The organism is Microbacterium sp. LWO12-1.2 (genome assembly GCF_040675875.1).
Classification (GTDB): Bacteria; Actinomycetota; Actinomycetes; order Actinomycetales; family Microbacteriaceae; genus Microbacterium.
Genome location: NZ_JBEGII010000001.1, coordinates 3,293,011 through 3,317,309, shown reverse-complemented (window position 1 = coordinate 3,317,309; position 24,299 = coordinate 3,293,011). Strand labels below are relative to the sequence as shown.

At 67.5% G+C, this 24,299-nt stretch carries 29 protein-coding genes and 1 tRNA gene; 14 read left to right on the top strand and 16 right to left on the bottom strand.

Annotated features, from left to right (window positions below; all coding sequences use genetic code 11):
• Positions 1–63 precede the first annotated feature (63 nt).
• Positions 64–999, bottom strand: a complete 936-nt coding sequence (locus tag MRBLWO12_RS15880; protein ID WP_363557172.1) for an ABC transporter substrate-binding protein — start codon at positions 997–999, stop codon at positions 64–66.
• A 221-nt stretch (positions 1,000–1,220) separates the two neighbouring features.
• On the opposite strand from MRBLWO12_RS15880, the gene MRBLWO12_RS15875 reads away from it, so the two are divergent.
• Positions 1,221–1,502 carry a DUF3892 domain-containing protein gene (locus MRBLWO12_RS15875; protein WP_363557170.1) on the top strand — a complete coding sequence of 94 codons (282 nt, stop codon included), beginning with the start codon at positions 1,221–1,223 and terminating at the stop codon, positions 1,500–1,502.
• Positions 1,503–1,531: 29 nt separating this feature from the next.
• Here MRBLWO12_RS15875 and MRBLWO12_RS15870 read toward each other — a convergent pair whose 3' ends face one another.
• The 7 genes from MRBLWO12_RS15870 to MRBLWO12_RS15840 all read right to left on the bottom strand — a co-directional run bounded on the left by MRBLWO12_RS15870 (position 1,532) and on the right by MRBLWO12_RS15840 (position 5,555).
• Positions 1,532–1,924: a GreA/GreB family elongation factor gene (locus tag MRBLWO12_RS15870; RefSeq protein WP_363557168.1), complete on the bottom strand. Its 393-nt coding sequence runs from the start codon at positions 1,922–1,924 to the stop codon at positions 1,532–1,534.
• Between the two features lie 127 nt (positions 1,925–2,051).
• Complete coding sequence (locus MRBLWO12_RS15865) at positions 2,052–2,174, bottom strand: hypothetical protein (RefSeq protein ID WP_363557166.1); 123 nt, start codon at positions 2,172–2,174, stop codon at positions 2,052–2,054.
• A gap of 17 nt (positions 2,175–2,191) precedes the next feature.
• Positions 2,192–2,722, bottom strand: coding sequence for an RNA polymerase sigma factor (locus tag MRBLWO12_RS15860; protein WP_363557164.1), 531 nt, complete (start codon positions 2,720–2,722; stop codon positions 2,192–2,194).
• Entirely contained in the window at positions 2,713–3,303 is a 591-nt protein-coding gene (locus MRBLWO12_RS15855) for a hypothetical protein (protein WP_363557162.1), read from the bottom strand. The genes MRBLWO12_RS15860 and MRBLWO12_RS15855 overlap by 10 nt, the downstream gene beginning before the upstream one ends.
• A 202-nt stretch (positions 3,304–3,505) precedes the next feature.
• The gene (locus tag MRBLWO12_RS15850) at positions 3,506–3,814 is read right to left on the bottom strand and encodes a hypothetical protein (RefSeq protein ID WP_363557160.1); all 309 of its coding nucleotides are present in this window, start codon (positions 3,812–3,814) and stop codon (positions 3,506–3,508) included.
• 160 nt (positions 3,815–3,974) lie between these two features.
• Positions 3,975–4,259, bottom strand: a complete 285-nt coding sequence (locus tag MRBLWO12_RS15845) for a hypothetical protein (protein WP_363557158.1) — start codon at positions 4,257–4,259, stop codon at positions 3,975–3,977.
• Between the two features lie 135 nt (positions 4,260–4,394).
• Complete coding sequence (locus MRBLWO12_RS15840) at positions 4,395–5,555, bottom strand: sensor histidine kinase (RefSeq protein ID WP_363557156.1); 1,161 nt, start codon at positions 5,553–5,555, stop codon at positions 4,395–4,397.
• 183 nt (positions 5,556–5,738) lie between these two features.
• On the opposite strand from MRBLWO12_RS15840, the gene MRBLWO12_RS15835 reads away from it, so the two are divergent.
• On the top strand, positions 5,739–6,386 hold the full coding sequence (locus MRBLWO12_RS15835; RefSeq protein WP_363557154.1) for a response regulator transcription factor: 648 nt from the start codon (positions 5,739–5,741) through the stop codon (positions 6,384–6,386).
• Between the two features lie 73 nt (positions 6,387–6,459).
• On the opposite strand, the gene MRBLWO12_RS15830 is transcribed toward MRBLWO12_RS15835, so the two are convergent.
• Positions 6,460–6,542, bottom strand: a tRNA-Leu gene (locus MRBLWO12_RS15830).
• A 190-nt stretch (positions 6,543–6,732) separates the two neighbouring features.
• Between MRBLWO12_RS15830 and MRBLWO12_RS15825 the strand changes: the two genes are divergently transcribed.
• The 7 genes from MRBLWO12_RS15825 to pknB are packed head-to-tail and all read left to right on the top strand — an operon-like array spanning position 6,733 to position 15,605.
• Positions 6,733–7,449 carry a DUF3662 and FHA domain-containing protein gene (locus MRBLWO12_RS15825; RefSeq protein ID WP_363557152.1) on the top strand — a complete coding sequence of 239 codons (717 nt, stop codon included), beginning with the start codon at positions 6,733–6,735 and terminating at the stop codon, positions 7,447–7,449.
• Positions 7,446–7,970, top strand: a complete 525-nt coding sequence (locus tag MRBLWO12_RS15820; RefSeq protein ID WP_363557150.1) for an FHA domain-containing protein FhaB/FipA — start codon at positions 7,446–7,448, stop codon at positions 7,968–7,970. The genes MRBLWO12_RS15825 and MRBLWO12_RS15820 overlap by 4 nt, the downstream gene beginning before the upstream one ends.
• Before the next feature lie 7 nt (positions 7,971–7,977).
• Positions 7,978–9,297 carry a PP2C family protein-serine/threonine phosphatase gene (locus MRBLWO12_RS15815; protein WP_363557148.1) on the top strand — a complete coding sequence of 440 codons (1,320 nt, stop codon included), beginning with the start codon at positions 7,978–7,980 and terminating at the stop codon, positions 9,295–9,297.
• Positions 9,294–10,679: an FtsW/RodA/SpoVE family cell cycle protein gene (locus MRBLWO12_RS15810; protein WP_363557146.1), complete on the top strand. Its 1,386-nt coding sequence runs from the start codon at positions 9,294–9,296 to the stop codon at positions 10,677–10,679. Before MRBLWO12_RS15815 ends, MRBLWO12_RS15810 begins: the two co-directional genes overlap by 4 nt.
• Positions 10,676–12,130 carry a peptidoglycan D,D-transpeptidase FtsI family protein gene (locus MRBLWO12_RS15805; RefSeq protein WP_363557144.1) on the top strand — a complete coding sequence of 485 codons (1,455 nt, stop codon included), beginning with the start codon at positions 10,676–10,678 and terminating at the stop codon, positions 12,128–12,130. Before MRBLWO12_RS15810 ends, MRBLWO12_RS15805 begins: the two co-directional genes overlap by 4 nt.
• Positions 12,127–13,872 (top strand): protein kinase domain-containing protein, encoded by a 1,746-nt coding sequence (locus MRBLWO12_RS15800; RefSeq protein WP_363557142.1) that lies wholly within the window; start codon positions 12,127–12,129, stop codon positions 13,870–13,872. The genes MRBLWO12_RS15805 and MRBLWO12_RS15800 overlap by 4 nt, the downstream gene beginning before the upstream one ends.
• A 41-nt stretch (positions 13,873–13,913) precedes the next feature.
• Positions 13,914–15,605 carry a Stk1 family PASTA domain-containing Ser/Thr kinase gene (gene pknB, locus MRBLWO12_RS15795; RefSeq protein WP_363557140.1) on the top strand — a complete coding sequence of 564 codons (1,692 nt, stop codon included), beginning with the start codon at positions 13,914–13,916 and terminating at the stop codon, positions 15,603–15,605.
• Positions 15,606–15,608: 3 nt separating this feature from the next.
• Here pknB and MRBLWO12_RS15790 read toward each other — a convergent pair whose 3' ends face one another.
• From MRBLWO12_RS15790 to MRBLWO12_RS15780, 3 genes are read right to left on the bottom strand one after another with little or no spacing between them, the layout of a single operon-like run.
• The gene (locus MRBLWO12_RS15790) at positions 15,609–16,241 is read right to left on the bottom strand and encodes an anthranilate synthase component II (RefSeq protein ID WP_363557138.1); all 633 of its coding nucleotides are present in this window, start codon (positions 16,239–16,241) and stop codon (positions 15,609–15,611) included.
• Positions 16,238–16,393 (bottom strand): hypothetical protein, encoded by a 156-nt coding sequence (locus MRBLWO12_RS15785; RefSeq protein WP_363557136.1) that lies wholly within the window; start codon positions 16,391–16,393, stop codon positions 16,238–16,240. Before MRBLWO12_RS15785 ends, MRBLWO12_RS15790 begins: the two co-directional genes overlap by 4 nt.
• 29 nt (positions 16,394–16,422) lie before the next feature.
• Complete coding sequence (locus MRBLWO12_RS15780) at positions 16,423–17,217, bottom strand: class E sortase (RefSeq protein ID WP_363557134.1); 795 nt, start codon at positions 17,215–17,217, stop codon at positions 16,423–16,425.
• A 92-nt stretch (positions 17,218–17,309) separates the two neighbouring features.
• On the opposite strand from MRBLWO12_RS15780, the gene MRBLWO12_RS15775 reads away from it, so the two are divergent.
• Positions 17,310–17,549 (top strand): cell division protein CrgA, encoded by a 240-nt coding sequence (locus MRBLWO12_RS15775; RefSeq protein ID WP_363557132.1) that lies wholly within the window; start codon positions 17,310–17,312, stop codon positions 17,547–17,549.
• A 173-nt stretch (positions 17,550–17,722) separates the two neighbouring features.
• On the opposite strand, the gene MRBLWO12_RS15770 is transcribed toward MRBLWO12_RS15775, so the two are convergent.
• Both MRBLWO12_RS15770 and MRBLWO12_RS15765 read right to left on the bottom strand, forming a co-directional pair.
• Complete coding sequence (locus tag MRBLWO12_RS15770; RefSeq protein ID WP_363557130.1) at positions 17,723–18,610, bottom strand: rhomboid family intramembrane serine protease; 888 nt, start codon at positions 18,608–18,610, stop codon at positions 17,723–17,725.
• A gap of 21 nt (positions 18,611–18,631) precedes the next feature.
• Positions 18,632–19,189 (bottom strand): peptidylprolyl isomerase, encoded by a 558-nt coding sequence (locus MRBLWO12_RS15765; RefSeq protein WP_141873620.1) that lies wholly within the window; start codon positions 19,187–19,189, stop codon positions 18,632–18,634.
• 173 nt (positions 19,190–19,362) lie between these two features.
• Between MRBLWO12_RS15765 and MRBLWO12_RS15760 the strand changes: the two genes are divergently transcribed.
• Together MRBLWO12_RS15760 and MRBLWO12_RS15755 are read left to right on the top strand one after the other, a co-directional pair.
• On the top strand, positions 19,363–19,863 hold the full coding sequence (locus MRBLWO12_RS15760; RefSeq protein WP_363557128.1) for a DNA helicase: 501 nt from the start codon (positions 19,363–19,365) through the stop codon (positions 19,861–19,863).
• Entirely contained in the window at positions 19,860–20,381 is a 522-nt protein-coding gene (locus tag MRBLWO12_RS15755; protein WP_414685488.1) for an aminoacyl-tRNA deacylase, read from the top strand. The genes MRBLWO12_RS15760 and MRBLWO12_RS15755 overlap by 4 nt, the downstream gene beginning before the upstream one ends.
• 4 nt (positions 20,382–20,385) lie before the next feature.
• Here the strand turns inward: MRBLWO12_RS15755 and MRBLWO12_RS15750 are convergent, their stop codons facing one another.
• Together MRBLWO12_RS15750 and MRBLWO12_RS15745 are read right to left on the bottom strand one after the other, a co-directional pair.
• Positions 20,386–20,808, bottom strand: coding sequence for an NUDIX hydrolase (locus tag MRBLWO12_RS15750; protein WP_141873616.1), 423 nt, complete (start codon positions 20,806–20,808; stop codon positions 20,386–20,388).
• 44 nt (positions 20,809–20,852) lie between these two features.
• Positions 20,853–22,445 carry an amidohydrolase gene (locus MRBLWO12_RS15745; protein WP_363557126.1) on the bottom strand — a complete coding sequence of 531 codons (1,593 nt, stop codon included), beginning with the start codon at positions 22,443–22,445 and terminating at the stop codon, positions 20,853–20,855.
• A 113-nt stretch (positions 22,446–22,558) separates the two neighbouring features.
• Here MRBLWO12_RS15745 and MRBLWO12_RS15740 point away from each other — a divergent pair, with 113 nt between their 5' ends.
• Entirely contained in the window at positions 22,559–23,008 is a 450-nt protein-coding gene (locus MRBLWO12_RS15740) for a hypothetical protein (RefSeq protein WP_363557124.1), read from the top strand.
• A 62-nt stretch (positions 23,009–23,070) separates the two neighbouring features.
• Positions 23,071–24,186, top strand: a complete 1,116-nt coding sequence (locus MRBLWO12_RS15735) for a M24 family metallopeptidase (RefSeq protein ID WP_363557122.1) — start codon at positions 23,071–23,073, stop codon at positions 24,184–24,186.
• Positions 24,187–24,299 lie beyond the last annotated feature (113 nt).

The following is a 24,299-nucleotide window of genomic DNA, read 5'->3' as shown; positions in this document are numbered from 1 at the left end:
TCGCTGCTCGCCTCGCGCGTCGCCGGCGCGGAACAGTCTCCGCGCCGGCTCGGGCGGGAGATGTCAACGGTTCGCTTCGAGGTACTTCTCGATGTCGTCGAGCACGGCGTGGGCGCCCTTCGGTCCGACGCCGGAGACCCAGTAACTGGTGTCGACGAGGGTCACCGACGGGAATGCCGCGGCGTTCTGGGTGATGGCGGCAGGAACAGCCGATTCGTCATCCACGTCGGCCGCCGTGACGAACACGTGGTCGGCCTGCGCGTCGAGGATGTTCTCCGGCGAGATGTCGGCCTGCAGGCCGTCTGCCCAGTCCTGTTCGGGGATCGTGTACCCGACGCACTCGAGAAGGCTTCCTGCGAACGACACCGGACCGTAGAGGCTCAGCGTGGTCTCGTCGCGCGGGCGGAGCAGCTGAGCGGTCTCGCCGTCGACCGCGTACTCGTCCTTGAGGCTCGTGCACCGCTCGTCGACCGAGTCGAGAAGGTCGGCCACCTCGTCTTCGCGGTTCAGCGCCTCGCCGATGAGCAGCGCATTGTCGCGCCACGGGTCGGCCTGCGTCTCGATGAAGACCGTGGGGGCGATCGCCGACAGCTGCTCGTACAGCGCGGAGTGACGAGCCTCGGTGCCGAGGATCAGGTCGGGCTTGAGAGCGGCGATGGCTTCGAGGTCGGGCTCGGGGACCGTGCCGACGCCCTCGACACCGGTGACGTCGAGGTAGGCCGGGGTACCGGCGACATTCGACGCGACGGCCGCACCGACCGGCGTGATGCCCACGGCGACCGCGGTGTCGAGCTCGAGAGGCTCGAGCGTCACCACACGCTGCACGTCTTCGGGCACCTCGGTCGTGCCGCGCGCGTGCTCCACCTCGCGGACGCCGGACGGCGCGGTGGTGGGCTCCGCATCGGCGGGCTGTGCGGCGGCGCATCCGGTGAGCAGGAGCGCGGCAGAGGCGGCGAGGGCGAGGAGGGTGGTCGCGGGGCGTCGGAGGCGTGCGGGCACGTCGGGAGCCTTTCTCGGGGCGGGGGATGCGCAGAGCGAGTGTCTACTTAGGTAAGCCTAACAAACTTGGACCTCGTGCTGGACGACCCTGCCTGTGGGAATCGGTAAGGACTCCGCAGGAGTGACGAAAGGGCCGCAACTCGCCCGCACGTCGAGGACTCGCCCCCACGAAGACTGGAGATCGTCCGCGACATCCGCGGCGATGCGACGAGGTGGCAGGGATGGCGATCGAGATCACGCATGTTCGGTTCGGCGGCACAGTCCGCACGGCAGACGAGATCATCCGGTACCGGTGGGTGAACCCGGAATCCGGCAAGGTCGGCGATATCGACAAGCCGTCGCTCGTCGCCTGGGTCGAGGTCAAGGGCGGCGAGGCCTTCGTGGGCTCAGGTGCGGATCGCGTGCGGGTCGCGGTGGTCAGGCCGGGTCGCGGAAGTCCCTACCTCCGCACCCATGCGGATGGTCAGAGCGCCAACAACCTCGTGAATCTCGGCACGTTCTAATCGTCAGCGGGTGTAAGGGGTGCTCGTCGTCAGGCGGCGGGCTCCGCTGCAACCACAGACACCGTCGCTGGCCCGTTGGGCGCCGTGTAGGTGACGTGGTCGCCCACATATCTGCCGTTCACGGCCGCGCCCAGCGGCGAGCGCGGTGAGAGCGCGCGGTCGTCGGCCAGCACGGTGCGGTCACCGAGGAGGAACGTGTCGGTGCTGCCATCCGCGAACCCGACGGTGACGAGCATTCCCGGCTCCACCAGACCATCGTTGGGCTTCACAGCGACATCCGCGTTCCGCACGAGCGCGCGCAGCTCGACCGCTCGCGCCTTGTCGGCGAGAGTCTCCTCACTCCCCTTGGCTTCCAGAGTCGCGAGCTCGGCCTGGAGGGCGGCAAGGGTGGCAGGCGGCATCCACACGGCGGGTGAAGTCATGGCAGATCCTTCGATAGGCAGCGACGCAGGCATGATGCACGGGGCGAAGTCGGGCCCCGGTCTCTCACAAGACCTGCGTCGGTTTCCCTGCTGGAGGCCAGCAGGCGTAACCACCGACCATATCGAGTCACCGCGGGAAGTCAACATCCTCGGGGAGCGTTCCGGCGAGTGCCGCCTGCATCCAGGTGATGTCGATGGGCTCGGTCGGGGGAAGGAAGAGGTCTGCGGGGTCGATGTCGCGCTGTGGCACGGGTCTCCTGCCGGTGCTCACTGAGCCGGCCCGACGACGTCAACGGCCAGCACCTGTCGAAGCTCGCCCAGAGACTTGGCGATCCGGGAGCGTGCCGTCGAGGGATTGAGCCCGAGGATCGCCGCCGCCTCGTGCGAGCGGAAGCCATCCCAGTAGACGAGCTTCATCAGCTCGGCATCCTCCGGGGGCAGGTCCTGGATCGCGGCGCGCAGCATCACGCTGTCTTCATCGCTCGAGAACTCGGGCACGAGCACGCGCATCGTGTCGGCGAGACGCTGCACCGCCTCGGATGCGCGCTGGGCGGAGCGCCGCTGATTCTGGAGCACGTTCCGTGCGGCGCCGAACAGCCACATGCGTGCCGCTACCCCCTCGGAGGGGATCTTCGCACGCTGCTTCCAGGCGATCAGCAGCAGTTCCCCGAAGGCATCCGCGGCGTCCGCTCCGTTGGGTGTTCTTCGTTGGAAGTAGGCCAGCAGATCGGCTTCGTTGGCGCGGATCTTTTCGTCGAAGAGATCCGTCCGCTCCGCCCTGCTCGGCATCAGTTGCATCCCCTGTTCTCGGAGTACAGGCTCACGGGGGTGTTCACATCAGGGCTGGTGAATCCTCTGGCGTCGAGCTCCGCCCACAGGATCTCGGCGACCGCCTCGTGGACCGCCGACTGCTTCATCTCTTCGGGCGTGTAGAACACCGTGCCGGGCGAACCGTCGTCGAAGGGCTTGCCGATGTCAGCGGCGAGCTCCGCTTCACGGGCCGACGTGTCGAGGTCGGCGATGTCGACCGACGCGACGATGTCACGAGCCGCCAGGACGATCTCGGCGTCATCCGGCACGCCATCGGCCTTCACCTGGATGCCGGCGAAGCAGGTCTTGCCGTCGGGTCCGGGAATCGAGAACACGTTGTCAGCGGTCCAGCCCCACGGGGTCTCCATGCCGTTGCCCGCAACGGCGACGGATCCTGCGCCGACCATCACCACCGTGGCGACGGCGGCACCGGTCCACAGCCTCGTCGCCCGGCGCCGTCGTGCACGGATGTCGGTCAGGATGCGTTGCCGATGCTCTGACAGCCCCAGCGGGCCGGTCACCGTGGGGGCCGTGGCCCGCAGTCGCGTTTCCAGGTCGTTCTCGTCCATGGCTCATGCCCTTCGCTCGTCAACACCTACACCCTGTACATGTCGCGAGCGCGGAGGATTGTCCACGGCGGCGGGAGATCGGATGAGAGCGAGCAGGTTCGCTGCACTGCCGAGGGCGCGCCATAGCCTGCGGGATGAACGTGCTCTTCGCGTGCAGCCGGAATCGGTTACGCAGCCCCACGACCGAGAACGTGTGGCTTCCTCACCCCGGGAACTGACTCGGCGTGCAAACCGTTTGCACCTCGGTGAGGCTGACTGCGGCCGCGTGAATGAGCTCTTCTTCCTCGCTGGCGACAGGCATGTCTCCCTGCGCATCGTCGACACGATGGTCATGGAGCGCCCTGAGGTCGTGGCTGAGAGCAGAAACGGCGGACTTGAGGTCGCCAGTGACGTCTACCTCGGCGTAGGCGTCGGCGATCTCGTCCAGGTGCGCGTTGAGGGCTTCCGCCGAGCCCTCACCGGCGTTCCTTTGCTCGAAGAACGATTCCAGCTGCGAATCCAGCTCGGCCACGGTCTGGCATTGCATCAAGTCAGGCGACGAAGAGCAACCCACAAGGATCAATACAGCGAGCACGCTGCCCGAACACACAGAACGCCTCATCACTCCACCGTATGTGGCCCGTCAGACCCCGCCGCGAACCTCCGGCACTTCTGCCCCGTTCTGTCGAGCTTCACGAGAAGGTCATCCCGAACACGGATGACGACGCGATGAAGGACGACACCGCGAGCATCGCGAAGATCGCCTTCCACCCGGTCGTCCTGCTCATGACGGCCGCTGCGCCCGCGGCGACGGCTCCGATCAGGCCGAGGGTGGCGAACGTGCGGATCGCACTCGGATCGGGGGAGCCGAAGTGCAGCACGGAGGCCGCCACCGCACTCGCCACTCCGAGCGCCGCGACGACGATCGTGAAGCGTCGCAGGCCGCGCCATCGATCGGCCAACTCTTCTGTCGCCATGATGCTTCGTCCCCTCTGAGCGGAGCCCACACTCCGATCGACCACACGATCATCTTGCGCGAAAAGCCGGTATCCAGAAGTGCCGAGTACGCGGTACGAAAGTACTTTCGTCGGAGATACGCGACTTGTGTCGATTCACTCCCCGCGACAGTCGACGGGCACGCTCACGGACAGCGTCCAGATGCCGGCCGCGGATCCGGATACGAGGGTCCCGCCGATCCTCGAGACCCGCTCGCGCATCCGCACCAGTCCGAACCCGCCTGAGGGCACGCGCGGGGCGCGACGAACCGTGTCGACCGGGTTGCTGATCTCGAACGCGATCAACCCCGGAGTCGTGCGCAGTCGCACGACGATGTCCGTCCCCGACGAGTGCTTCAGCACGTTCGTCGTCGCCTCGCGCACCAGCCGGGAGAGGGTGAGGTCGACGATTCTCGGCAGAGGAAGATCACCGATCTCCCCGAGTGCGGTGCGCACCCTCATCCCGGCGCGCTCCATGGTCCGACACCCGTCCGCGACTGCCTCTTGAAGCTCGGACCTGCATGTCGCCGCCCCGTCCGCAGCGCGGAGATGAGACTCACCGACCACACGTCGAAGATCATCGAGAGCCCTTCGGGAGGAAGAGCGGATCGCCTCGAGCGACGCGTCGTGCGCTTCGCACTCGCCCAGCAGGTTCACGTGCATCGCGATGATCGTCAGGTCGTGGGCGACGACGTCGTGCAGCTCATCGGCGATCCGCAGGCGCTCCGACACGATGGACTCGTGCTCTGCTCGAGCGCGGACTTCCAGCTGCTCCTTCAGCCGACGGGATCCCGCTTCGAGCCGCCGCAAGACGAGACCGCTCGATGCCGACACCACACCGACGACGATGAGCACGACCGTCTCGCCGATAGGGGTGCCGTTCTCTATCGCACTCCACACCAGTCCGCTCGACCAGAGCACGGCGAAGAGCACCACGATGCCGAGACCGCAGGTTCTGACGACGAGAGCGAACGCCACAGCGCCGACCACGAGAGCGAGCGCCTGGGCGTCACTGAAGAACGCGCCGAAGAGGAGAATGACGCACACGAGCGCCGATAGCCGCGGCGCGAACGCGAACCCGGCCAGTGTGACGGTGAAGGACGACTCGTACACGACGGCCGGCAGTGGATCGCCGGCGACCACGTGCATCACGGCTCCGGCCAGGAGCAGCCCGGCCGTCAGGGTCAGAAGCGTGACCCGCTCCGCTCTACTCAGGGGCGAGACCTGGCCGAACCCGCGGTCGAGGCCGCGTTCGTCATCCGCCGTGCCCCCATCCACACGACCATTGTGCGCTGCAGATCGCCCCGCGAGTCAACTGTGAACGGACACTGCCATGAGTGGCGCAGTCCGAGCATCTTGCAGAGGTCCATCCCGAATGCACCTGCGCGCGAATCGAGAACCATGACTAGCGCCTCTCCTCACAGCACACACGCGTCGCGCCCCTCGGATACTGTCGATCGCGTGAGTGAGATCCGGGTGTTGATCGCCGACGACGAGCAGCTGATGCGCAGCGCTCTCGCGATCTTCGTCGAGCGCTCATCAACCATGCAGGTGGTGGGGACGGCGGAGAATGGCGCCACGGCGGTGGAGCTGGCCGAGAGGCTGCGACCCGACGTCGTGCTGATGGATCTGAACATGCCCGGAGTCGATGGCTTCGAGGCAGCGCAGCGTCTGCAGGACGCGGGCAACGGCGCGCGCATCCTCGCCATCACGACGCTGGGGACGACGGACGCGATAGTCCGCGCGCTCAGAGGCGGATTCGCCGGCTACCTGCTCAAGGATTCACCCCCCGAAGCGGTGGTCGCGGCCGTCGCGGCGGTTCACTCCGGGTCGGGCGCGCTGTCTCCCGAAGTGACCAGGAGGCTGATCCTCGATGTCACGTCGGATGCGACCACACCGGCGGTCTCGGTGAGGGAACTGAACGAACGCGAATCGGCGATTCTGCGCGAACTGGCCCGCGGGAAGTCGAACCAGGAGATCGCCGAGGCTCTCCACCAGGCCGAGAGCACGGTCAAGACGCATCTGGGCGCCGTCATGAAGAAGTGGAATGCACGAGACCGGGTGCAGGTGCTGATCATCGCCGTCAAAGCCGGCCTCGTGGAGCTGTGAGAAGACGGGCGACGGACGTCGCCGGACACGATGAAGGGCCCGATCCAACCGGACCGGGCCCTTCATCTCGCTGTGCGCGAGGGGGGACTTGAACCCCCACGTCCATAAGGACACTGGCACCTGAAGCCAGCGCGTCTACCATTCCGCCACTCGCGCGAGCGTCTCGTTCCGAAGAACTCAACTTTGCGAGGATATCACGCGTCTGGACCGCCGAGAAATCAGCACGGCATCCGGCGGTTCGGGGCCGTGGACGCGCCCGGATTTCGCCCCACAGCGCCGCTGCGGGGCGCACTTCCAGGTCACCTGGCTACGATGTCCCTACCAGTTGGCATGCCAGAGGAGCCCAGTGGGACTACTTGACAGCTTTGAGAAGGGTCTCGAGCGCGCCGTGAACGGCGCCTTCGCGAAGACCTTCCGCAGCGGCATCCAGCCGGTGGAGATCGCTTCGGCGCTCCGGCGTGAAGCCGATACGAAAGCCGCGGTCGTGAGCCGCGACCGCATCATCGCGCCCAACAGCTATGTCGTGCGTCTCAGCCCCGATGACGCCGAGCGCATGCGCGGCCTCGGCGGCGCTCTGACCGACGAGCTGCATGCCCTCCTCACCAAGCACTCGAAGGCGCAGGGGTACAGCTTCGCCGGTCCGCTCGCGATCGCGATCGAAGCGGATGACAAGGTCGCCACCGGCACCGTGCGCGTCAGCTCCGGCACGGTCGAAGGCCGCGTCAGCTGGCAGGCCGTGGTCGACGTCGACGGTCGCCGTCACTCGATCACCCGTGCCCGCACGGTCATCGGCCGGGGAACGGATGCCGACATCACGATCGCGGATGCCGGATCCAGCCGTAAGCACGCCGAGATCCTGTGGGACGGAGAACGCGCCATGATGCGCGACCTCGGCTCCACCAACGGCACCAAGGTCAACGGGCAGAAGCTGCGCGAAGCCGCCCTCCCCACCGACACCACGATCACGATCGGTCGCACCGACCTGGTCTTCAAGATCGTCCCGGTCGCGACGCCCTCACGTCCGACGGATGACTCCACCCGGGCGTTCGGAGCCCTGTCATGAGTGAACTCGTCCTGCTCCTGCTGCGCATCGGCTTCCTGGTCGTGCTGTGGTTCTTCGTGTTCGGTGTCATCTACTCCCTGCGCGCCGACCTGTTCGGCGTGAAGGTGCGCAAGCTCCCCGTCGAGGCGACGGCGGGCGGTGCTCCTGCGGCGAGCGCGACCCCGGCTCCCGTGGCGGCTTCGAGGCCGGCATCCGCGAAGCCGTCGACCGGCCCTGCGACGGTCGCGACGGCGAAGCGCCTGGTCATCACATCGGGCCCCAAGGCGGGACTGGAGCTTCCGCTCGGCGCCGACTCCCTCACGATCGGCCGCTCCAGCGAGTCGGCGCTCGTGATCCGCGACGACTACACCTCCAGCCACCACGCCCGCCTCATGCTGCGTGGCGACAGCTGGGCGATCCAGGACCTCGACTCCACCAACGGCACCTTCGTCGCCGGCCAGCGGGTCTCGGGATCCCCCGTCAACCTCTCGCTCGGCACGCCCATCAAGGTGGGCGCCACGACCTTCGAGCTGCGAGCCTGACCCCGGCATGGTCTTCGAAGGCTCGAGCTCTGCGATCTCCCATACCGGGAAGGTCCGCTCCAACAACCAGGACTCCGGATACTCCGGGGCGAACCTGTTCGCCGTCGCCGACGGCATGGGCGGCCACGCCGGCGGTGACGTCGCCTCGAGCATCGCGATCCAGCGGCTCGAGCCGCTCGACCAGGGCTACGCCTCCACCGAAGACGCGCAGGCATCGCTGCAGGCCGCGGTCACCACGGCCGCCGGAGACCTCATCCGCGCCGCCAAGGAGCGTCCAGAGCTCGCGGGACTCGGCACGACCGTCAGCGCGATCATCATGGTCGACGACTACGCCGTCATCGGCCACATCGGCGACTCCCGCATCTACCTCTACCGCGATGACGCGCTGACCCAGATCACGGCCGACCACACGTTCGTGCAGCGCCTGGTCGACTCAGGTCGCATCACCCCAGAAGAGGCGCGCTACCACCCTCGTCGCTCGGTGCTGATGCGCGTGCTCAGCGACATGGACTCCGACCCGGAGCTCGACCTGTTCGTGATGCACACCCAGCCCGGCGACCGCTGGCTGCTGTGCTCCGACGGGCTTTCGGGCGTGGTCGACGAGACCCGCGTGCTCAAGGCCATGCGCCTCGGCCTCGCCCCCGGCCGCACGGCCGACAACCTGCTCAAGCAGGCGCTCGACGGCGGAGCGCCCGACAACGTCACGATCGTGCTGGTCGACGTAGGAGGACAGCATCCGCTCTCCTCCGGCACCCCGACGATCGTCGGCGCGGCATCGAACCCCTCCGGCCTGCTGGTTCCCTCCGCCCGCCCCGCCCGCTCGAACTGGCTGCACCCGGTGCGCCAGGCGGCGAACGAGCCGAGCCACTTCGAGCCCGCGGCGGAGTATCTCGAGGAGCTCATCGAAGAGGACCGTCGCCGCGCGAAGCGTCGCCGCCTCGGCTGGATCGCGGGGGTGCTCGTGGTCATCGCGATGCTCGGCTTCGCAGCCTTCGCCGCCTACAGCTGGACGCAGACGCGCTACTTCATCGGCGCAGACGAGGACAGCGTCGTGATCTTCCAGGGCGTGCAGCAGAACATCGGCCCGATCACCCTGTCCACACCCGTGGAAGACACCGACATCCTGCTCGCGAACCTGCCCGAGTACCAGCGCGCCTCCGTGGAGCGCACGATCTCGGCCCGCTCCCTGTCGGATGCGATGGCCATCGTCGATCGGCTGCGCGCCGGTGCCGACGCGAACGCCCTTCCGACGCCCACTCCGACGGCGACACCCATGCCGACACCCATGCCGATGCCGACCGAGACCCCCACCGGGGGTGACGGATGAGTACCGATGTCTCGGCCGACACCAGTGTCATCACGGCCCTCAAGCGCCTCCGCCTGCCCCAGACGCAGCGCAACCGCGAGTTCTGGCTGCTGCTGTTCGCGTGCGCCATCGCCGGTGCCTCACTGACCCTGGTGCAGCTCGGCGCCCTCGGCGTGATCGACCCCGTGGTGCTCGGCATCGGCGGCGGTCTGGCGGTGCTCGCGTTCGCGCTGCATTTCGTGCTGCGCGCCGTGGCCTCCGACGCCGACCCGTTCGTGCTGCCGATCGCGACGCTGCTCACCGGCCTCGGCATCGCGATGATCTATCGCATCGACATCGCATTCAAGAACACCGGGTGGAATGCGTACTCCACCAAGCAGCTCGCCTGGACGGCGATCTCGCTCGCCGGTGCCATCGCGGTCGTGATCGCGCTCCGCAACTACCGCATCCTCTTCCGCTACACGTACATCTTCGGCCTCGCCGGCATCCTGCTGCTGCTTCTTCCGTTCGTGCCGGGCCTGCGCATCCCCGACGCGAACGCCGCGGTGTGGGTGTCGCTCGGCGGCGTCTTCGCCTTCCAGCCCGGTGAGCTCGCGAAGATCTGCCTGGCCATCTTCTTCGCCGGCTACCTGGTGCGCACGCGCGAGAGCCTGACCTCGGTCGGCACCCGCTTCCTCGGCATGACCTGGCCGCGCATGCGCGAACTCGGCCCGGTACTCGTGGTGTGGGTCATCTCGCTCGGCATCATCGTGCTGCAGCGCGACCTCGGCACCGGAACTCTCATCTTCGGGATGTTCGTCGCGATGCTCTACGTCGCGACGGGCAAGACCAGCTGGGTCGTGATCGGCCTCACCCTCGTCGTCGCCGGCGTCGCCGTGGCCACGCAGATCCTCAGTTATGTGCGTGGGCGCTTCATCAACTGGCTGTTCCTGTTCGATCCGAACCAGGTCGACCCTGATGGCGCGGGCTACCAACCGATGCAGGGCCTGTTCGGCCTGGCGCGCGGCGGCCTGATCGGCACCGGGTGGGGTCAGGGACGTCCAGAGGTCACTCCCCTCGCCCACAGCGACTACATCATCACCAGCCTCGGCGAAGAACTCGGCCTGATCGGGCTTTTCGCGATCCTGTGCCTCTACATGGTGTTCGTGAGCCGCGGCGTGCGCATCGGGCTCGCCGGCCAGGATGACTTCGGCAAGCTGCTGGCGACGGGACTGTCGTTCACGATCGCGCTGCAGGTGTTCATCATGGTCGGTGGTGTCACGCGGGTCATCCCGCTGACCGGCCTGACCACGCCGTTCCTCGCCGCCGGAGGCTCCTCACTCGTGGCGAACTGGCTCATCGTGGCGCTGCTGCTGCGCATCTCCGACGGCGTCCGCCGCCAGCCCCGGGTGGTGATCGGATGACCCGTGAACTCCGCCGGCTCAGCATCGTGATGCTGTTCATGTTCATCGCACTGTTCGCCGCGACCAGCTGGATCCAGGTCGTCGAGGCCGACGCACTGGCCCAGAACCCGAACAACAAGCGCACACGACTGGACAGCTACGAGATCCAGCGCGGGTCGATCATCGTAGACGGCACCGCCATCGCGACCTCGGTGCCGAGCGACGACCAGTATCAGTTCCAGCGCGTGTATGCGGATGCCGCGATGTGGGAGCCGGTGACCGGCTACTTCAACGCGGCGCTCGGCTCGAGCACCGGCATCGAGCAGGCCATGAACACCGACCTGTCGGGCACCGGCTCCAACGCGTTCTTCGCGGAGATCGAGCGCATCATCTCGGGCCAGCCGCAGCGTGGCTTCAGTGTCGAGCTGTCTCTCGACACGGCGGCGCAGCGTGCGGCCTACGAGGCACTCGACGGCCTCTCGGGTGCTGTCGTCGCGATCGAACCGAAGACCGGACGCATCCTGGCCATGGTCTCCACGCCCGGCTTCGATACGAACCTGCTCGCGACCCACGATGCGGATGCCGCGAACTCGGCCTATGAGCAGCTCGCCGCAGACCCATCGAAGCCGCTGTCCAATCGTGCCATCGCCGGTGACCTGAACCCCCCTGGGTCCACGTTCAAGATCGTGGTCGCCGCTGCCGCGTTCGCGAGCGGTGACTGGACCCCCGAGTCCACGCTGCCGAACCCGGCCAGCTACACGCTCCCCGGTTCGTCCAACAAGGTTTCCAACGCCTGGGGCAGCGCCTGCGGGCCCGGCGACACGGTGACGATCGCCGAGGCTATCCGCCTGAGCTGCAACATCCCGATGGCGGAGCTGGCCGTGGAACTCGGCGACGACGCGATCCGCGAGATGGCCGAGAAGTTCGGCTTCAACCAGAGCTTCGACACGCCGCTCACCTCGACGCCGTCCAGCTACCCGCGTGCGCTCGATGACGCGCAGACCGCGCTGACCGGTTTCGGACAGGGGCAGGTCACCGCGACCCCCCTGCAGATCGCGATGGTGGCCGCGGGGCTCGCCAACGACGGGGTCGTCATGAACCCGCACATGGTCGACGCGGTGATCGGAGACGACCTCTCGGTCATCCGCGCGTTCGACAACAGCGAATTCGGCCGCGCGATGGACGCGGATACGGCCGACGAGGTCACTGCCGCCATGGTCGCGAGCGTCGCAACGGGCGCAGCGCAGGGTGCAAGAATAGACGGGGTCAACGTGGCGGGTAAAACCGGTACAGCCGAGAACGGAAACAAGCCGCATACGTTGTGGTTCACGGGGTTCGCCCCGGCGGACGACCCGGCGGTCGCAGTAGCAGTCGTCGTCGAAGACGGCGGCGGTCAGGGACAATCAGGATCCGGCGACACCATCGCGGCTCCGATTGCGAAGAAGGTCATAGAGGCGGTGCTGGGCAGATGAGGCCGACGCAGGGTGTGTCGTTCGGTGGTCGCTACGAGTTGCTGTCGCGAATCGCGATCGGCGGCATGGGCGAGGTGTGGGAAGCGACGGATCACGTCATCGGACGTACCGTCGCGATCAAGATCCTCAAGGACGAGTACATGGGGGACCCCGGGTTCCTCGAGCGTTTCCGTGCGGAAGCACGTCACGCCGCACTCGTGAACCATGAGGGCATCGCGAGTGTCTTCGACTACGGCGAGGAGAACGGCAGCGCGTACCTCGTCATGGAGCTCGTGCCAGGCGAAGCTCTGTCGACCGTGCTCGAGCGCGACGGTGCGCTGAGCGCCGACAAGACGCTCGACATCGTCGCCCAGACGGCATCCGCACTGCAGGCGGCGCATGCCGCCGGCCTCGTGCACCGCGACATCAAGCCGGGAAACCTGCTGATCACGCCGGACGGCCGCGTCAAGATCACCGATTTCGGCATCGCCCGTATCGCCGACCAGGTGCCGCTGACGGCCACCGGTCAGGTCATGGGAACCGTGCAGTACCTGTCGCCGGAGCAGGCGTCGGGTCACCCGGCCTCCCCCGCGACAGACACGTATTCGCTCGGCATCGTTGCCTACGAATGCCTGGCGGGCAAGCGTCCGTTCACCGGCGAATCGCAGGTCGCGATCGCGATGGCGCAGATCAACGAGCAGCCGCCGCCGCTTCCGCCGACCGTGCCGATCCCGGTGCAGAACCTCGTGATGGCGATGATCGCCAAGAAGCCGAGCGACCGTCCTTCGTCTTCGGCGACCGTCGCACGTGCCGCGCAGGCTCTGCGTCGTGGTGACCTCAACTCGGCGGCCATCGCCGTGCCTGCGATCGCCACCGGCGGTATCGCGGCGAACGACGACGCGACGCGCCTCCTCACCGCCACCGGTGACGAGGGCGCCACCCGCATCCTTCCGACGACGGCGCAGCTGCCCACGGGCGACGGCACCGAGGAGGAGACCGAGAAGAAGAAGCGCAGCCCGTGGACTTGGCCGCTCGTCGCCCTGATCACGCTGCTCGTCATCGTTCTCGGCGGCACCGTCTTCGCTCTGATGAACCAGGGCGATGGCGACGACAAGCCCTCCGATACGCCGACGACCTCGCAGAGCACGCCTCCGGCGACTCCGTCCGACACACCGGACCCGGAGCCGACCCGTGTCGACGTGAGCGCACTCAACCTCAACGGCATGGACTGCGCGACGGCGACGGCGACGCTCAAGGACAACGGCTTCAACAGCGAGATCACCTGCGTGAACGGCGACCCGGCACCCACTGACGCCGAGGTCGGTCGCGTCTACAACGTCGAGCCCTCGGGCAACGTCGATGTCACCCGCGCGATCTCGCTGACCGTGTATGCCGCTCGCACAGCTCTCCCTGTGCCGAGCGACGCCCCCACGATCACCGGTGCCCCTGTTGCCGGCAGCACCGTGACGATCTCCTGGGGTACCGGATTCACCTGCCCGAGCGGAACCTCGCTCTCGGGCTACGTGGTCTCGCTCACCAACGGCACCTTCGCCGCCGGCGGTCCGAACTTCCCGGCCAGCCAGCGCAATGCGCAGGTCGTCGTCGGCGATGCCGTGGGCAAGCAGCTGATCGCCAGCTACCAGGGTCTCTGCTCCGGCGGCGACCAGCGCACGTCGGACGCATCGCCGCCGCTGTCGGTCACGATCACCGCTCCCGCAGTGGACCCCGGCGAGGGTGACGGCGGCGACGACGGCCAAGGGTAGCCTTATTCCAGCTCAGTATCAGTTTTGCCAGGGGGTAGTACGTGTCCACAGAGCCACGCGTTCTCGCGGGTAGGTACCGCGTCGGCGAGCTCATCGGGCGCGGGGGCATGGCCAAGGTCTACCGCGGCCAGGATCTGACGCTCGGCCGCGAGGTCGCGATCAAGATCCTCGACCCCGAACTCGCCAAAGACACAGCGTTCCGCACGCGGTTCCGCCTCGAGGCCCAGGCCGCGTCGCGGATGTCGCACCCGTCGATCGTGCGTGTCTACGACGCCGGCGACCCCTCGAACACCGACAGTTCCTCGGACGACCCTCCCTACATCGTGATGGAGCTGATCAGCGGCACGCTGCTGAAGGACATCATCGCGTCCGGACCCGTGCCGGTGGAGGATGCTGTCCGCTACACAGACGGCATCCTCGAGGCGCTCGACTACTCGCACCGCGCCGGCGTCGTGCACCGCGACATCAAGCCGGGCAACGTCATGGTCACCGAGAAGGGCCAGGTCAAGGTCATGGACTTCGGCATCGCCCGCGCGGTGTCCGACTCGTCCTCCACCGTGGCCGAGACCACGCAGATCATCGGTACCGCCGCCTATTTCTCGCCGGAGCAGGCGAAGGGCGAGCCGGTCGATGCGCGCGCCGACCTGTACTCCACCGGAGTGGTGCTCTACGAGCTGCTCACCGGACGCCAGCCCTTCCGTGGTGAGTCGCCGGTCGCCGTCGCCTACCAGCACGTGAGTGAGACGCCGATCCCTCCGACCGAGGTCAACGAAGACGCCCCCGGCGCCCTCGACCCGGTGGTGCTGCGCGCTCTCGCGAAAGATCCGTACCAGCGCTACCCGGATGCGGCGCACTTCCGCGCCGCTCTCGACAGCGCGGTCAGCGGCCACGCGCCGAGCCGCAAGGAGCTGGGCGCACTCACCAGCGAACTGTACGGTCCGAGTCCCCGCCAGGCGCAGGAGACCGCACGCTCCCTGCGCCAGCTCAGCACGGATACGACGATGGCGCGTACGCAGTCGGGCCCGCCCGTCGCCTGGATCTGGGCCGGCGTCGCTCTTCTCGCCGTGCTCCTCGCCTCGGTGCTGTTCTGGGTCTGGACCATCAGCATGCGTCCTCCCGAGGTTCCCGCCACGTCGCGCGTCGTCCCTGATCTCGTGAATGTCTCCTCCGAGCGGGCTCAGTCCGACCTGTCGGATCTGGACCTCACGACGAAACTGGTGGTCGAAACGAGTACCGACATCACCGAAGGCAACGTGATCCGCACCGATCCCGAGGCCGGGGAGACCGTCAGCGAGGGCGACACCGTCACGCTCTACGTGTCGTCAGGGGTCGAGACCTCGACAGTGCCCCAGCTCGAGGGGATGTCTCTCACCGATGCCAAGAAGGCGCTGACCGCCGCCGGACTAGAACTCGGCACGGTCATCCAACGCAACGACAAATCGATCGCGGCGGACACCGTGATCTCCGCGAGCGAGAAGGAAGCCGCCGAAGTCGCACCCGGCACCGTGGTCAACCTGGTCGTGGCCAGCGGCAAGGTCACTCTGACCGACCTCGCCGGTTGGACGCTCGCCGCGGCGACCACGAACCTGGAGTCTCTCGGGCTCACCGCCACTCCCGTCGAGTCGGCTGACTGCCCGGCGACGACCCCACCCACCGTCGTGTCGATGTCGGTGGCACCGGGCGACGTTCCGATCGGATCGCCGGTCGAACTGCGCTACTGCACGGGGGAGTAGGGCTCAGCGCGACAGCGGGTGCAGTGCTTCCGCCCGCTCGACGGCGGACGGGTCGCCGATCGATTCGAGCCAGTTGGCCAGCAGCCGGTACCCTCCGTCGGTGAGGACGCTCTCCGGGTGGAACTGCACGCCGTGGATGGGCAGGTCGGTGTGGGATATCCCCATGACCGTTCCGCTGTCCGTGCGTGCCGTCACTCTCAGCTCCGGCGGCAGATCCGCGGCGGCGATGGCGAGCGAGTGGTAGCGCCCGACATCGAGGGGAGACGGCAGTCCGGCGAACAGCAGGGAACCGTCGTGGTGCATCGGCGACACCATCCCGTGCATGAGTTCCGGGGCCTCGGTCACCGGGGAGCCGAATGCCGCGCCGATCACCTGGTGCCCCAGGCACACCCCGAGCAGCGGCATGTGCATGCGCGCCGCGACCCGAACGGCCTCGAGCGAGACACCGGCATCAGCCGGGGAACCCGGGCCCGGCGAGAGCATCAGGGCGTCGACCTCGGGCAGCAACTGCACGAGTCCGTCGACATCGATGGCATCCGACTCGATCAGCGTGGTCTCGGCTCCAAGCTCCTGCAGGTAGCCGACGAGAGTGTGGACGAAGCTGTCGTGGTTGTCGACCACGAGCACGCGGGTCATTCGAGGTCGATCTCACCAGGGGAGATGATCGGGCTCACCCAGGGGAACACGTAGTAGAACAGGGCGTAGATGACAGCGGACACCACGACCAGCACGATCAGCAGTCGCACCCACCAGGGGCCGGGCAGCAGGCGCCAGATTCCGGCGTACATCAGTCTTCTCCCTCGTCGCTTTCCACAACCTACACCGACGGTGCGGCCGGGGGCGGCGGCGGATCGGTCAACGCCTTCGGCGGCCCCTCGGCCCGGGGCTGGAAGCTCTCGAACACCCCATAGGCGACGATGCGCTCGGCGAGCGAGTACAGCGGCGAGCACGCGGTGAGGGTGATGTACCGCTCACCTGTCTGCACCTCGGGCATCTGCGGCACGTCGGCGAGCACATCCGTCTGCGTCGGCTTGACGTACTCCAGCGTGCGGAAGCGATAGGTGAACCAGCCGTCGGGAGTCTCGACCACGATCGCGTCGTTCAACTGCAGCTTGTCGAGCTGGTTGAAGGGCTTGCCCCACGTGGTGCGGTGTCCGGCCATCGCGAAGTTGCCGACCTCGCCGGGCATCTTCGAGTTCGTGTAGACGCCGATACCGAGGTCGTCGAGCGTGCGGGCGCGGCTGGTGCCACCGTAGATGCCGAAGTTGTAGTCGGCGCCGAACCGCGGCACGTGCATCTGTCCGAGCCATTCGGTGTCGGCAGGGGCGGCGGGGATGACCGGCTCGTAGGTCGTCGTGCCGTCGTCGGCCGCGACCAGAGGAGGAAGCTCAGGCGCCTCTGCCTGGGCGAGCTGGGCGGAGACCGCGGCGCCCTCTTCGTTCTTCTGGGCGCTGATGATGATGTCGCCGATCCACATCTGCCAGGCGACGAACAGCAGCACGAGAACACCGGCGGTGAGCAGGAGCTCCCCGAGGACGCTCGCGAAGGTCGCCCTGGATCGTGGCCGGGAGCGATGCGAACGTCGTCCCCCAGGCGCGACGGATGCAGTCATGGATGCGATGCTATCGCCCGGTGCTGAATGGATGCCGAAGAGGCCGAGAACCCGCATCGATTCGAGACAGCACTCTTGGGTACAATGACGGAATGGCACGAGAGCGCAAGAGTGAAGAACCCGTCGTCGAGCGCGCCGAGGGCGAGGCAGCTCCGAACGCCGTCTGGTTCAAGCCGGTGATGATCGGCTTCATGCTGCTGGGTCTGGTGTGGATCCTCGTGTTCTACATCTCTGGGATGCAGTTCCCGATTCCGGGGCTCGACAACTGGAACCTGGCGATCGGCCTTGGCATCGCCCTGATCGGCTTCCTGATGACCACCCGCTGGCGCTGACCCGCACCACACACTTCCCGAAGGGCCTCTCGCAGAGCGAGGGGCCCTTCGCTTTCCCCACTCCCCAGGACCCCACAAGCCCTCAACAAGTTATCCACAGATCTCTCCACAGCCTGGGGAGAATTACACCGGTGTTATTCACAGGGGTTAACAACCCTGTTAACAACTCGGGATCAGGACAAGAGAATCAGCGGGGGAACGACGAACACGACGACGAGCAGCGCGACGACGGTCACTGCGAGCAGGACGATCTGCCAGATGCGCTGTTCACGCCGCTTCGTGCGGGTGTAGATGAAGGCGATCAGGGCGCCGACGATGGCGCCACCCAGGTGCGCCTGCCAGGCGATGCCGCCGACGAAGAACCCGAAGGCGAAGTTGATGCCGAGGATCACGAGGATCCCGGTGACGTTCGCCCCGATGTGCCGACCGATGATCAACAGCGCGGCCATCAGGCCGAAGACGGCACCGGACGCACCCACCGTTGCGGTGGTGGGGGCGAGGACCGCGACCATCACGGATCCGCCCAGGCCGCTGATCAGATACAGCGAGAGGTAGCGGGCGCGGCCGAGCATCGGCTCGAGGCTCTGCCCAAGCATCCACAGCGCGAGCATGTTCAGGGCCAGGTGCACGAACCCGCCGTGCACGAAGACGGCAGTGAGCAGGCGCCACGGCTCGAAGGGGTAGGGCGAGATGCTCGGGTAGAGATAGGGCGCTGCGAAGAGCAGCGCATCGGTGATCTGAGGGCCGAGCCCCGGGATCAGCTGCAGCAGTCCGATGAAAGAAGTGATCGCGAGCAGCGCATAGGTGACGATCGGCTTGCCGCTGCGTACAGCGGTGACGGATCCGCGACCTCCCCAGCGACGCTCGGCGCGCTTCTGCGCGGGGGTGCGATTCTTGCGCTGCTCCTGCATGCACTCGGGGCAGATCACCCCGACGGGTGCCGGGGTCTGGCACTCCGGGCAGATGGTGCGCAGGCAGCGCTGGCAGAGCACGAAGCTCTGCCGATCCGGATGCCGGTAGCAGAAGTTGTCGCGATTGCTCGTGAACTCAGGCGTCGACATCCGGATCGGCCGCAGCTGTCGTCAGGCCGCGACGATGTCGATCGACTGCAGCACGACCGGCTCGATGGGGCGGTCGCCCGCACCGGTGGCGACGGCGCCGATCGCGTCGACGACAGCCTTGGAGGCGTCATCGGCGACCTCGCCGAAGATCGTGTGCTTGCCCTGCAGCCACGGCGTCGGGTCGGTGGTGATGAAGAACTGCGAGCCGTTCGTGCCCTCGGGCTTGCCCGTGATGGCGTTGCGACGCAGGCCGGCGTTGGCCATCGCGAGGATGTAGGGAGCGTTGAAGTTCAGCTCGTTATTGATCTCGTCGTCGAAGTTGTAGCCGGGGCCGCCGACGCCCTGTCCGAGCGGGTCTCCGCCCTGGATCATGAAGTTCGGGATGATGCGGTGGAAGACGACGTCCTTGTAGAGGGGACCCTCGCCCGGCTTGCCGGTGGCGGGGTGCGTCCACTCCTGGGTACCGTCGGCGAGGCCGACGAAGTTCTTGACCGTCTTCGGGGCGTGGTCACCGAAGAGGTTGATGACGATGTCACCGTGGTTGGTGTGCAGGGTTGCGACGTGAGAGGCGTGAGGCATGGCTTCATTCTCGCAGAGCTTCCCATGAGTTGGCTTTGTTCCCGCGCCCGAAGAGAGGCAGAGAAGGTACATCGTGGCCTCCGAGTTGGCAAGGGGTAGGTGTTTTCCCGCCTCGCGTCCAGCCTCTTCTGGCAAGATGGGGAACCCGCACCTCCAATCGACAGGAGAACATCGTGAGCCTCAGCCGCAAGCGGAAGAAGGAACTGCGCCGACTGCAGAACGACGCGACCCAGCTCTGGGAGTCGCAGCAGGTTCTGGTCGGCCACGCCGCCGATGTCGCCCGCGAGGCCAGCCGTCAGCTCGGCAGCCTCGGTCGCGAGCAGGTGCTGCCCGTGGTCCAGGACACCTACAACCGCCGGGTCGCCCCGGTAGTGGACCGTGGTGTCAGTTTCGGCAAGCACGTCGTCGACGACAGGGTCGTCCCGATCGTCGGCGGAGTCGTCGGCAGTGCACTGACCGCATGGGATGTCGCGAACGCGAAGCGTCTGGGCATCGAGAAGCAGGTCCGCAAGGCCACCAAGCCCCAGAAGAGCGGCCCTGGTCTCGGCTCGGTCATCGCGATCATCCTGGGTGCCGCAGCCGCCGTCGGCGTGCTGTACGCGGCATGGCAGGCGCTTCGTGCCGACGACGAGCTCTGGGTCGCCGATGACCCGCTGTCTGCTCCCGACGCGTGACTTCCACTGATCCCGCCTCCGCACCTTCGGGTGACGGAGGCGATCAGCATGCCCGGGTCCGCGATGCCGCCGCGGCACGAGGACTGGCGATCGACATCAGGGAGCGGCCGCAGGCGAACAGCCTGTTCGAGGCGGCTGAGCTGCTCGGCATTCCGGCATCCGGAATCGTGAAGACCCTCGTGGTCAAGCGCGCCGACGACACCTACCTGTTCGCCCTGGTGCCCGGTGGACGCTCGATCTCGTGGCCGAAGCTGCGCGCCCTCGTGGGCGTCAACAAGCTGCGGCTGCCCGAACCGGAGCTCGCCCTGGCGGCCACCGGATACGAGCGCGGAACCATCGTCCCCATCGGCAGCACGACGGACTGGCCGATCTACGCCGACGAGTCGATCGTCGGGCAGCGCATAGCCATGGGCGCGGGGGCCCACGGCTACAGCCTGTTCGTCGACGCGGATGATCTGATCGCCGCCTACGGCGCGACAGTGGCCGACATCTCCGTTCCGGAGGAACGTCGGGACTGACCGGTCAGTAGATGCCGGCCATCCGCATCGCGATGTCGACCAGCTTGACCCTCTGCAGATCGGCGACCGCGCGGCGGGAGAACCACTCCGCCATGTCGGTCGAGCCGTCGGTCTCGAACCGCAGCTTGCCGCCCGTGACCTGCGCACGGTAGACGATGCGCAGGGTGTGCAAGGGCTCCGCCGCCTTCTGTACCCGCTGTGTCGCCGGGATCACGCGGGAGTGGACACCCAGCAGTTCTCCGACCTTGACGCTGTAGCCCGTCTCCTCGCGGAGTTCACGGCGCACGGCGTCTTCCGGTGGTTCGCCCGGCTCGAGCCCACCGCCGGGCATGGTCCACGCCACACGGCGACCTTCGGTCCAGCGCGCGAGCAGCAGCCGGCCGTCGTCGTCTGTGACGACCGCGTACGCCGCGACACGCAGGTCCATGACTTTCACCCTAGCCCCGCACGCGGACCCTCGCCGTCCGTGAGTCAGACCACCCGCTCGCCGGCGAGATAGGTCGACAGCACGACGGTCTGCGCGAGTTCTTCTGCCGGAACTGTGACGGGATCACGGTCGACCACCAGGAAGTCGGCGAACAAACCCGCGGCCAGCGATCCGACCTCATGCTCACTGAACAGCTGCCATGCCGCGTTCGCCGTGTGCGCGAGGAGCGCCTGCTCGCGCGAGACCGGCGTGCCCCCCGGCATCCGAAAGCCGTTGCGGGTGGTGCGGGTCTCGGCGACGGCCATGTTGCGGAACGGCTCGTTCGGGGTCACCCAGCCGTCGTTGTGGAAGGTCGCACGGTGCCCCGCAGCGAATGCCGCTCCGGCATCCGCCCAGGCGCCGCCGTGCTCCGGGCCGAACAGGTCGTCGACCAGCACTTCGCCCCAATAGGTGATGTGGTCGACGAAGAGGCTGACCGTGACGCCGAGCTCGGCTGCGCGTGCGAACTGTGCCGGCGTCATGGCCCCGCAGTGCTCCAGCCGGAATCGATGGTCGTGCAGGTCGTGGCGAGAGATGATCTGCTCGTACACGTCGAGGGTCGCGTCTACCGCGCGGTCGCCGTGCGCGTGGCAGGCGAGCTGCCATCCACCGGCCGCATAGGGCTCGGCGATCGCCCGGAGTTCATCGGGCGTGTAGTTCGCGTGACCGATGTGGTGCGGCTCGAGTCCCAGATCCCGCGTGGCCTGCGTGTCGAGGTAGGGGAACGACGTGGCGATGTTGCCGATCCACGGAGAGCCGTCCGACCAGGTCTTCACCCCGGTCTGCCGGAACACCGGATCGGCGTCGCCGCGCGGGGCTGCGACTCCGCCGGGACGCGACATCTCGTACCAGCGCAGTCGCACCGGCAGCTGGCCCCTCGACCGCAGCGCCGCAATCAGGGGGTTGAGCTCGGAGTTCCACGACAGGTCCGAGACCGTGGTGACCCCGCGCGCGGCGAGATCGCGCAGGTGACCGGCGAGCAACGCCGGCATGTGCCGCTGCGCGGTGGCGAGCAGGGGAGCGAGGACCATCTCCACCGCGGCGGCCTCGAGCGCGACGCCGGTGAGCGCGCCGTCGTCGGCACGACCGAACGAGGCGCCGACCGGGTCCGTCGTGGATTCGTCGATGCCCGCGGTCTTCGCGGCGGCCGCGTTGAAGTACGCCGAGTGACCCGAGTTGTGGATCACGACCAGCGGCACCGATCCGGCGAGCTCGTCGAGGTAGCGCATGTCCGGGTCGGGGAGCCCGCGCTGCAGCAGCGCATCCCATCCGTTCACGAACACGGCACCCTCGGCATCCGCCACGGCCCGCCGGATCGTCTCGAGCGCACCATCGGCATCCGGGACGATCACCGGGCGGATGTCGACGACCAGGTCTGACAAAACGATCGCCGAGAACGAGGGATGCCCGTGCGGTTCGATCAAGCCCGGCATGACCCATCCGTCAAGGGCGATGGTGTCGGCGTCCGGGAACCGCTCGGCCAGCTCGGCGGCAGTCCCGACCTGCACGATCCGCCCGTCCTCCACAGCCATCGCCTCCGCCTCCGCCTCGATCGTGGGGGAGAGCGGACGGATGCGGCCGGTGAAGACAGTCGTCATGGCGCCAGTCTGGCAGCGATGCCGTTCTCGATCGATCACGAATCGAGAAGCACAGTGAGCGACGGCATCCCTACTCTGAAGTCATCACTGATCGCATCGCGAAAGGAACGGCCGTGGCCGACAACGAGAAGAACTTCAGTGCCGAAGAGCGCGAGGCCATGCAGGCAGCTGCCAAGGAGGCCAAGGCTCGGCGGTCCCGCGCGAAGAAGACTCCCGAGGAGCAGCGAGCCGAGGGCGAAGCCGACCTCAGGGCCGCCATCGAGAAGCTGCCCGACGAGGGCGACAAGAAGCTCGCCACCGCGCTGCACGAGCTGGTGACCGAGGTCGCCCCCGACCTCATGCCGCGCACCTATTACGGGATGCCGGGATGGGGCAAGGACGGCAAGGTTCTCTGCTTCTTCCAGCCGGCCAGCAAGTTCAAGGTGCGCTACGGCACCTTCGGCTTCGAGCCCATCTCGAACCTCGACGACGGCACCATGTGGCCGACCGCGTACGCCCTGCTCGAGTTGACATCTGCGAACAGAAAGCTGCTCGCTGAGCGCATTCGTCTCGCCATCAGCTGACGACAGCGGTCTGCGCGAGAAGGGCGGAGACACCGGCGATCGCGCGCAGTAGCGTGGACGCCGTGAGCACTCTGCCCTTCTCCTCGTCTGTTTACGCCAGCCGCCTCGACCGTGCCGCCGCCCTCGCGGCCGACGCCGGACTCGACGCGATCATCGTCGGCCCGGGTCCGGATCTGCAGTATCTGGTGGGCGTCGAAGGCGACACGATCGAGCGTCTGACCGCCCTCGTCCTCGGCCCCGATATCGCCCCCACCGTCGTGGTGCCGCGGATGGAGTTGGCGAAGGTGCGCTCGACAGCGGTCGGTGCGCTCGGCCTGCGCCTGGCGGACTGGGTCGACGGCGAGAACCCGTACGACCTCGTCGCCGAGGCGCTGGGCACCGTGACCCGCGTCGGCGTCTCGGATGCCCTGCCGGCGCTGCACGTGATTCCGATCGGAGAGCGGCTGGGGGTGACCCTCGAACTCGCGACCCCGGTGCTGCGCGAAAGCCGCATGGTCAAGGACGACGCCGAGATCACGGAACTGCGCCGTGCCGGTGACGCCATCGACGCCGTGCACCGCCGCGTGCCGGAGTGGCTGCGTGCCGGTCGCACCGAACGCGAGGTCGCGGCGGACATCGCCGAGGCGATCGTGGCGGAGGGACATCGCACGGTCGAGTTCGTGATCGTGGGCTCGGGGCCGAACGGTGCGGATCCGCATCACGAGGTCTCGGATCGCGTGATCCAGGAGGGCGACATCGTGGTGGTCGACATCGGCGGTGCCGTGCCCAGCGGCTACAACTCCGACAGCACCCGCACCTATGTCGTCGGACAGCCCGACCCCGCCGCCGCCGAGCGCATCTCCGTGCTCGTGCGCGCACAGCAGGCCGCTGTCGATGCTGCTCGTCCAGGGGCCACCGCTGAAGAGGTCGATGCTGCCGCCCGCGACGTGCTCACCGCCGCGGGACTCGGAGAGGCGTTCCTGCACCGCACCGGCCATGGCATCGGCGTCTCGGTACACGAAGAGCCGTACATCGCACCCGGCAACGACCTCGTGTTGCGCGAAGGCATGGCGTTCAGCATCGAGCCCGGCATCTACTTCGCCGGCGAGTGGGGCGCGCGTATCGAAGACATCGTGGTGGTGACAGCCGAGGGGTGCGAGCGCCTGAACGTCGCGCCGCACGGACTCACCTCGGTCTGACCGCCGCATCCCGCCGGTGAGGGGTCAAGACACGCCGTGTGCGGATGCGAAGGCGCAGCGTGTCTTGACCCCTCAGCGCCGCAGGGACGACGACGAAGCCGCCCACCCCGGGG

Coding starts and splice junctions, on each gene's coding strand:
- MRBLWO12_RS15875 (WP_363557170.1), top strand. CDS start 1,221: ATGGCGATCGAGATCACGCATGTTCGGTTCGGCGGCACAGTCCGCACG.
- MRBLWO12_RS15870 (WP_363557168.1), bottom strand. CDS start 1,924: ATGACTTCACCCGCCGTGTGGATGCCGCCTGCCACCCTTGCCGCCCTC.
- MRBLWO12_RS15860 (WP_363557164.1), bottom strand. CDS start 2,722: ATGCAACTGATGCCGAGCAGGGCGGAGCGGACGGATCTCTTCGACGAA.
- MRBLWO12_RS15855 (WP_363557162.1), bottom strand. CDS start 3,303: ATGGACGAGAACGACCTGGAAACGCGACTGCGGGCCACGGCCCCCACG.
- MRBLWO12_RS15845 (WP_363557158.1), bottom strand. CDS start 4,259: ATGGCGACAGAAGAGTTGGCCGATCGATGGCGCGGCCTGCGACGCTTC.
- MRBLWO12_RS15820 (WP_363557150.1), top strand. CDS start 7,446: ATGAGTGAACTCGTCCTGCTCCTGCTGCGCATCGGCTTCCTGGTCGTG.
- MRBLWO12_RS15815 (WP_363557148.1), top strand. CDS start 7,978: ATGGTCTTCGAAGGCTCGAGCTCTGCGATCTCCCATACCGGGAAGGTC.
- MRBLWO12_RS15810 (WP_363557146.1), top strand. CDS start 9,294: ATGAGTACCGATGTCTCGGCCGACACCAGTGTCATCACGGCCCTCAAG.
- MRBLWO12_RS15805 (WP_363557144.1), top strand. CDS start 10,676: ATGACCCGTGAACTCCGCCGGCTCAGCATCGTGATGCTGTTCATGTTC.
- MRBLWO12_RS15800 (WP_363557142.1), top strand. CDS start 12,127: ATGAGGCCGACGCAGGGTGTGTCGTTCGGTGGTCGCTACGAGTTGCTG.
- MRBLWO12_RS15790 (WP_363557138.1), bottom strand. CDS start 16,241: ATGACCCGCGTGCTCGTGGTCGACAACCACGACAGCTTCGTCCACACT.
- MRBLWO12_RS15785 (WP_363557136.1), bottom strand. CDS start 16,393: ATGTACGCCGGAATCTGGCGCCTGCTGCCCGGCCCCTGGTGGGTGCGA.
- MRBLWO12_RS15780 (WP_363557134.1), bottom strand. CDS start 17,217: ATGACTGCATCCGTCGCGCCTGGGGGACGACGTTCGCATCGCTCCCGG.
- MRBLWO12_RS15775 (WP_363557132.1), top strand. CDS start 17,310: ATGGCACGAGAGCGCAAGAGTGAAGAACCCGTCGTCGAGCGCGCCGAG.
- MRBLWO12_RS15770 (WP_363557130.1), bottom strand. CDS start 18,610: ATGTCGACGCCTGAGTTCACGAGCAATCGCGACAACTTCTGCTACCGG.
- MRBLWO12_RS15765 (WP_141873620.1), bottom strand. CDS start 19,189: ATGCCTCACGCCTCTCACGTCGCAACCCTGCACACCAACCACGGTGAC.
- MRBLWO12_RS15750 (WP_141873616.1), bottom strand. CDS start 20,808: ATGGACCTGCGTGTCGCGGCGTACGCGGTCGTCACAGACGACGACGGC.
- MRBLWO12_RS15745 (WP_363557126.1), bottom strand. CDS start 22,445: ATGACGACTGTCTTCACCGGCCGCATCCGTCCGCTCTCCCCCACGATC.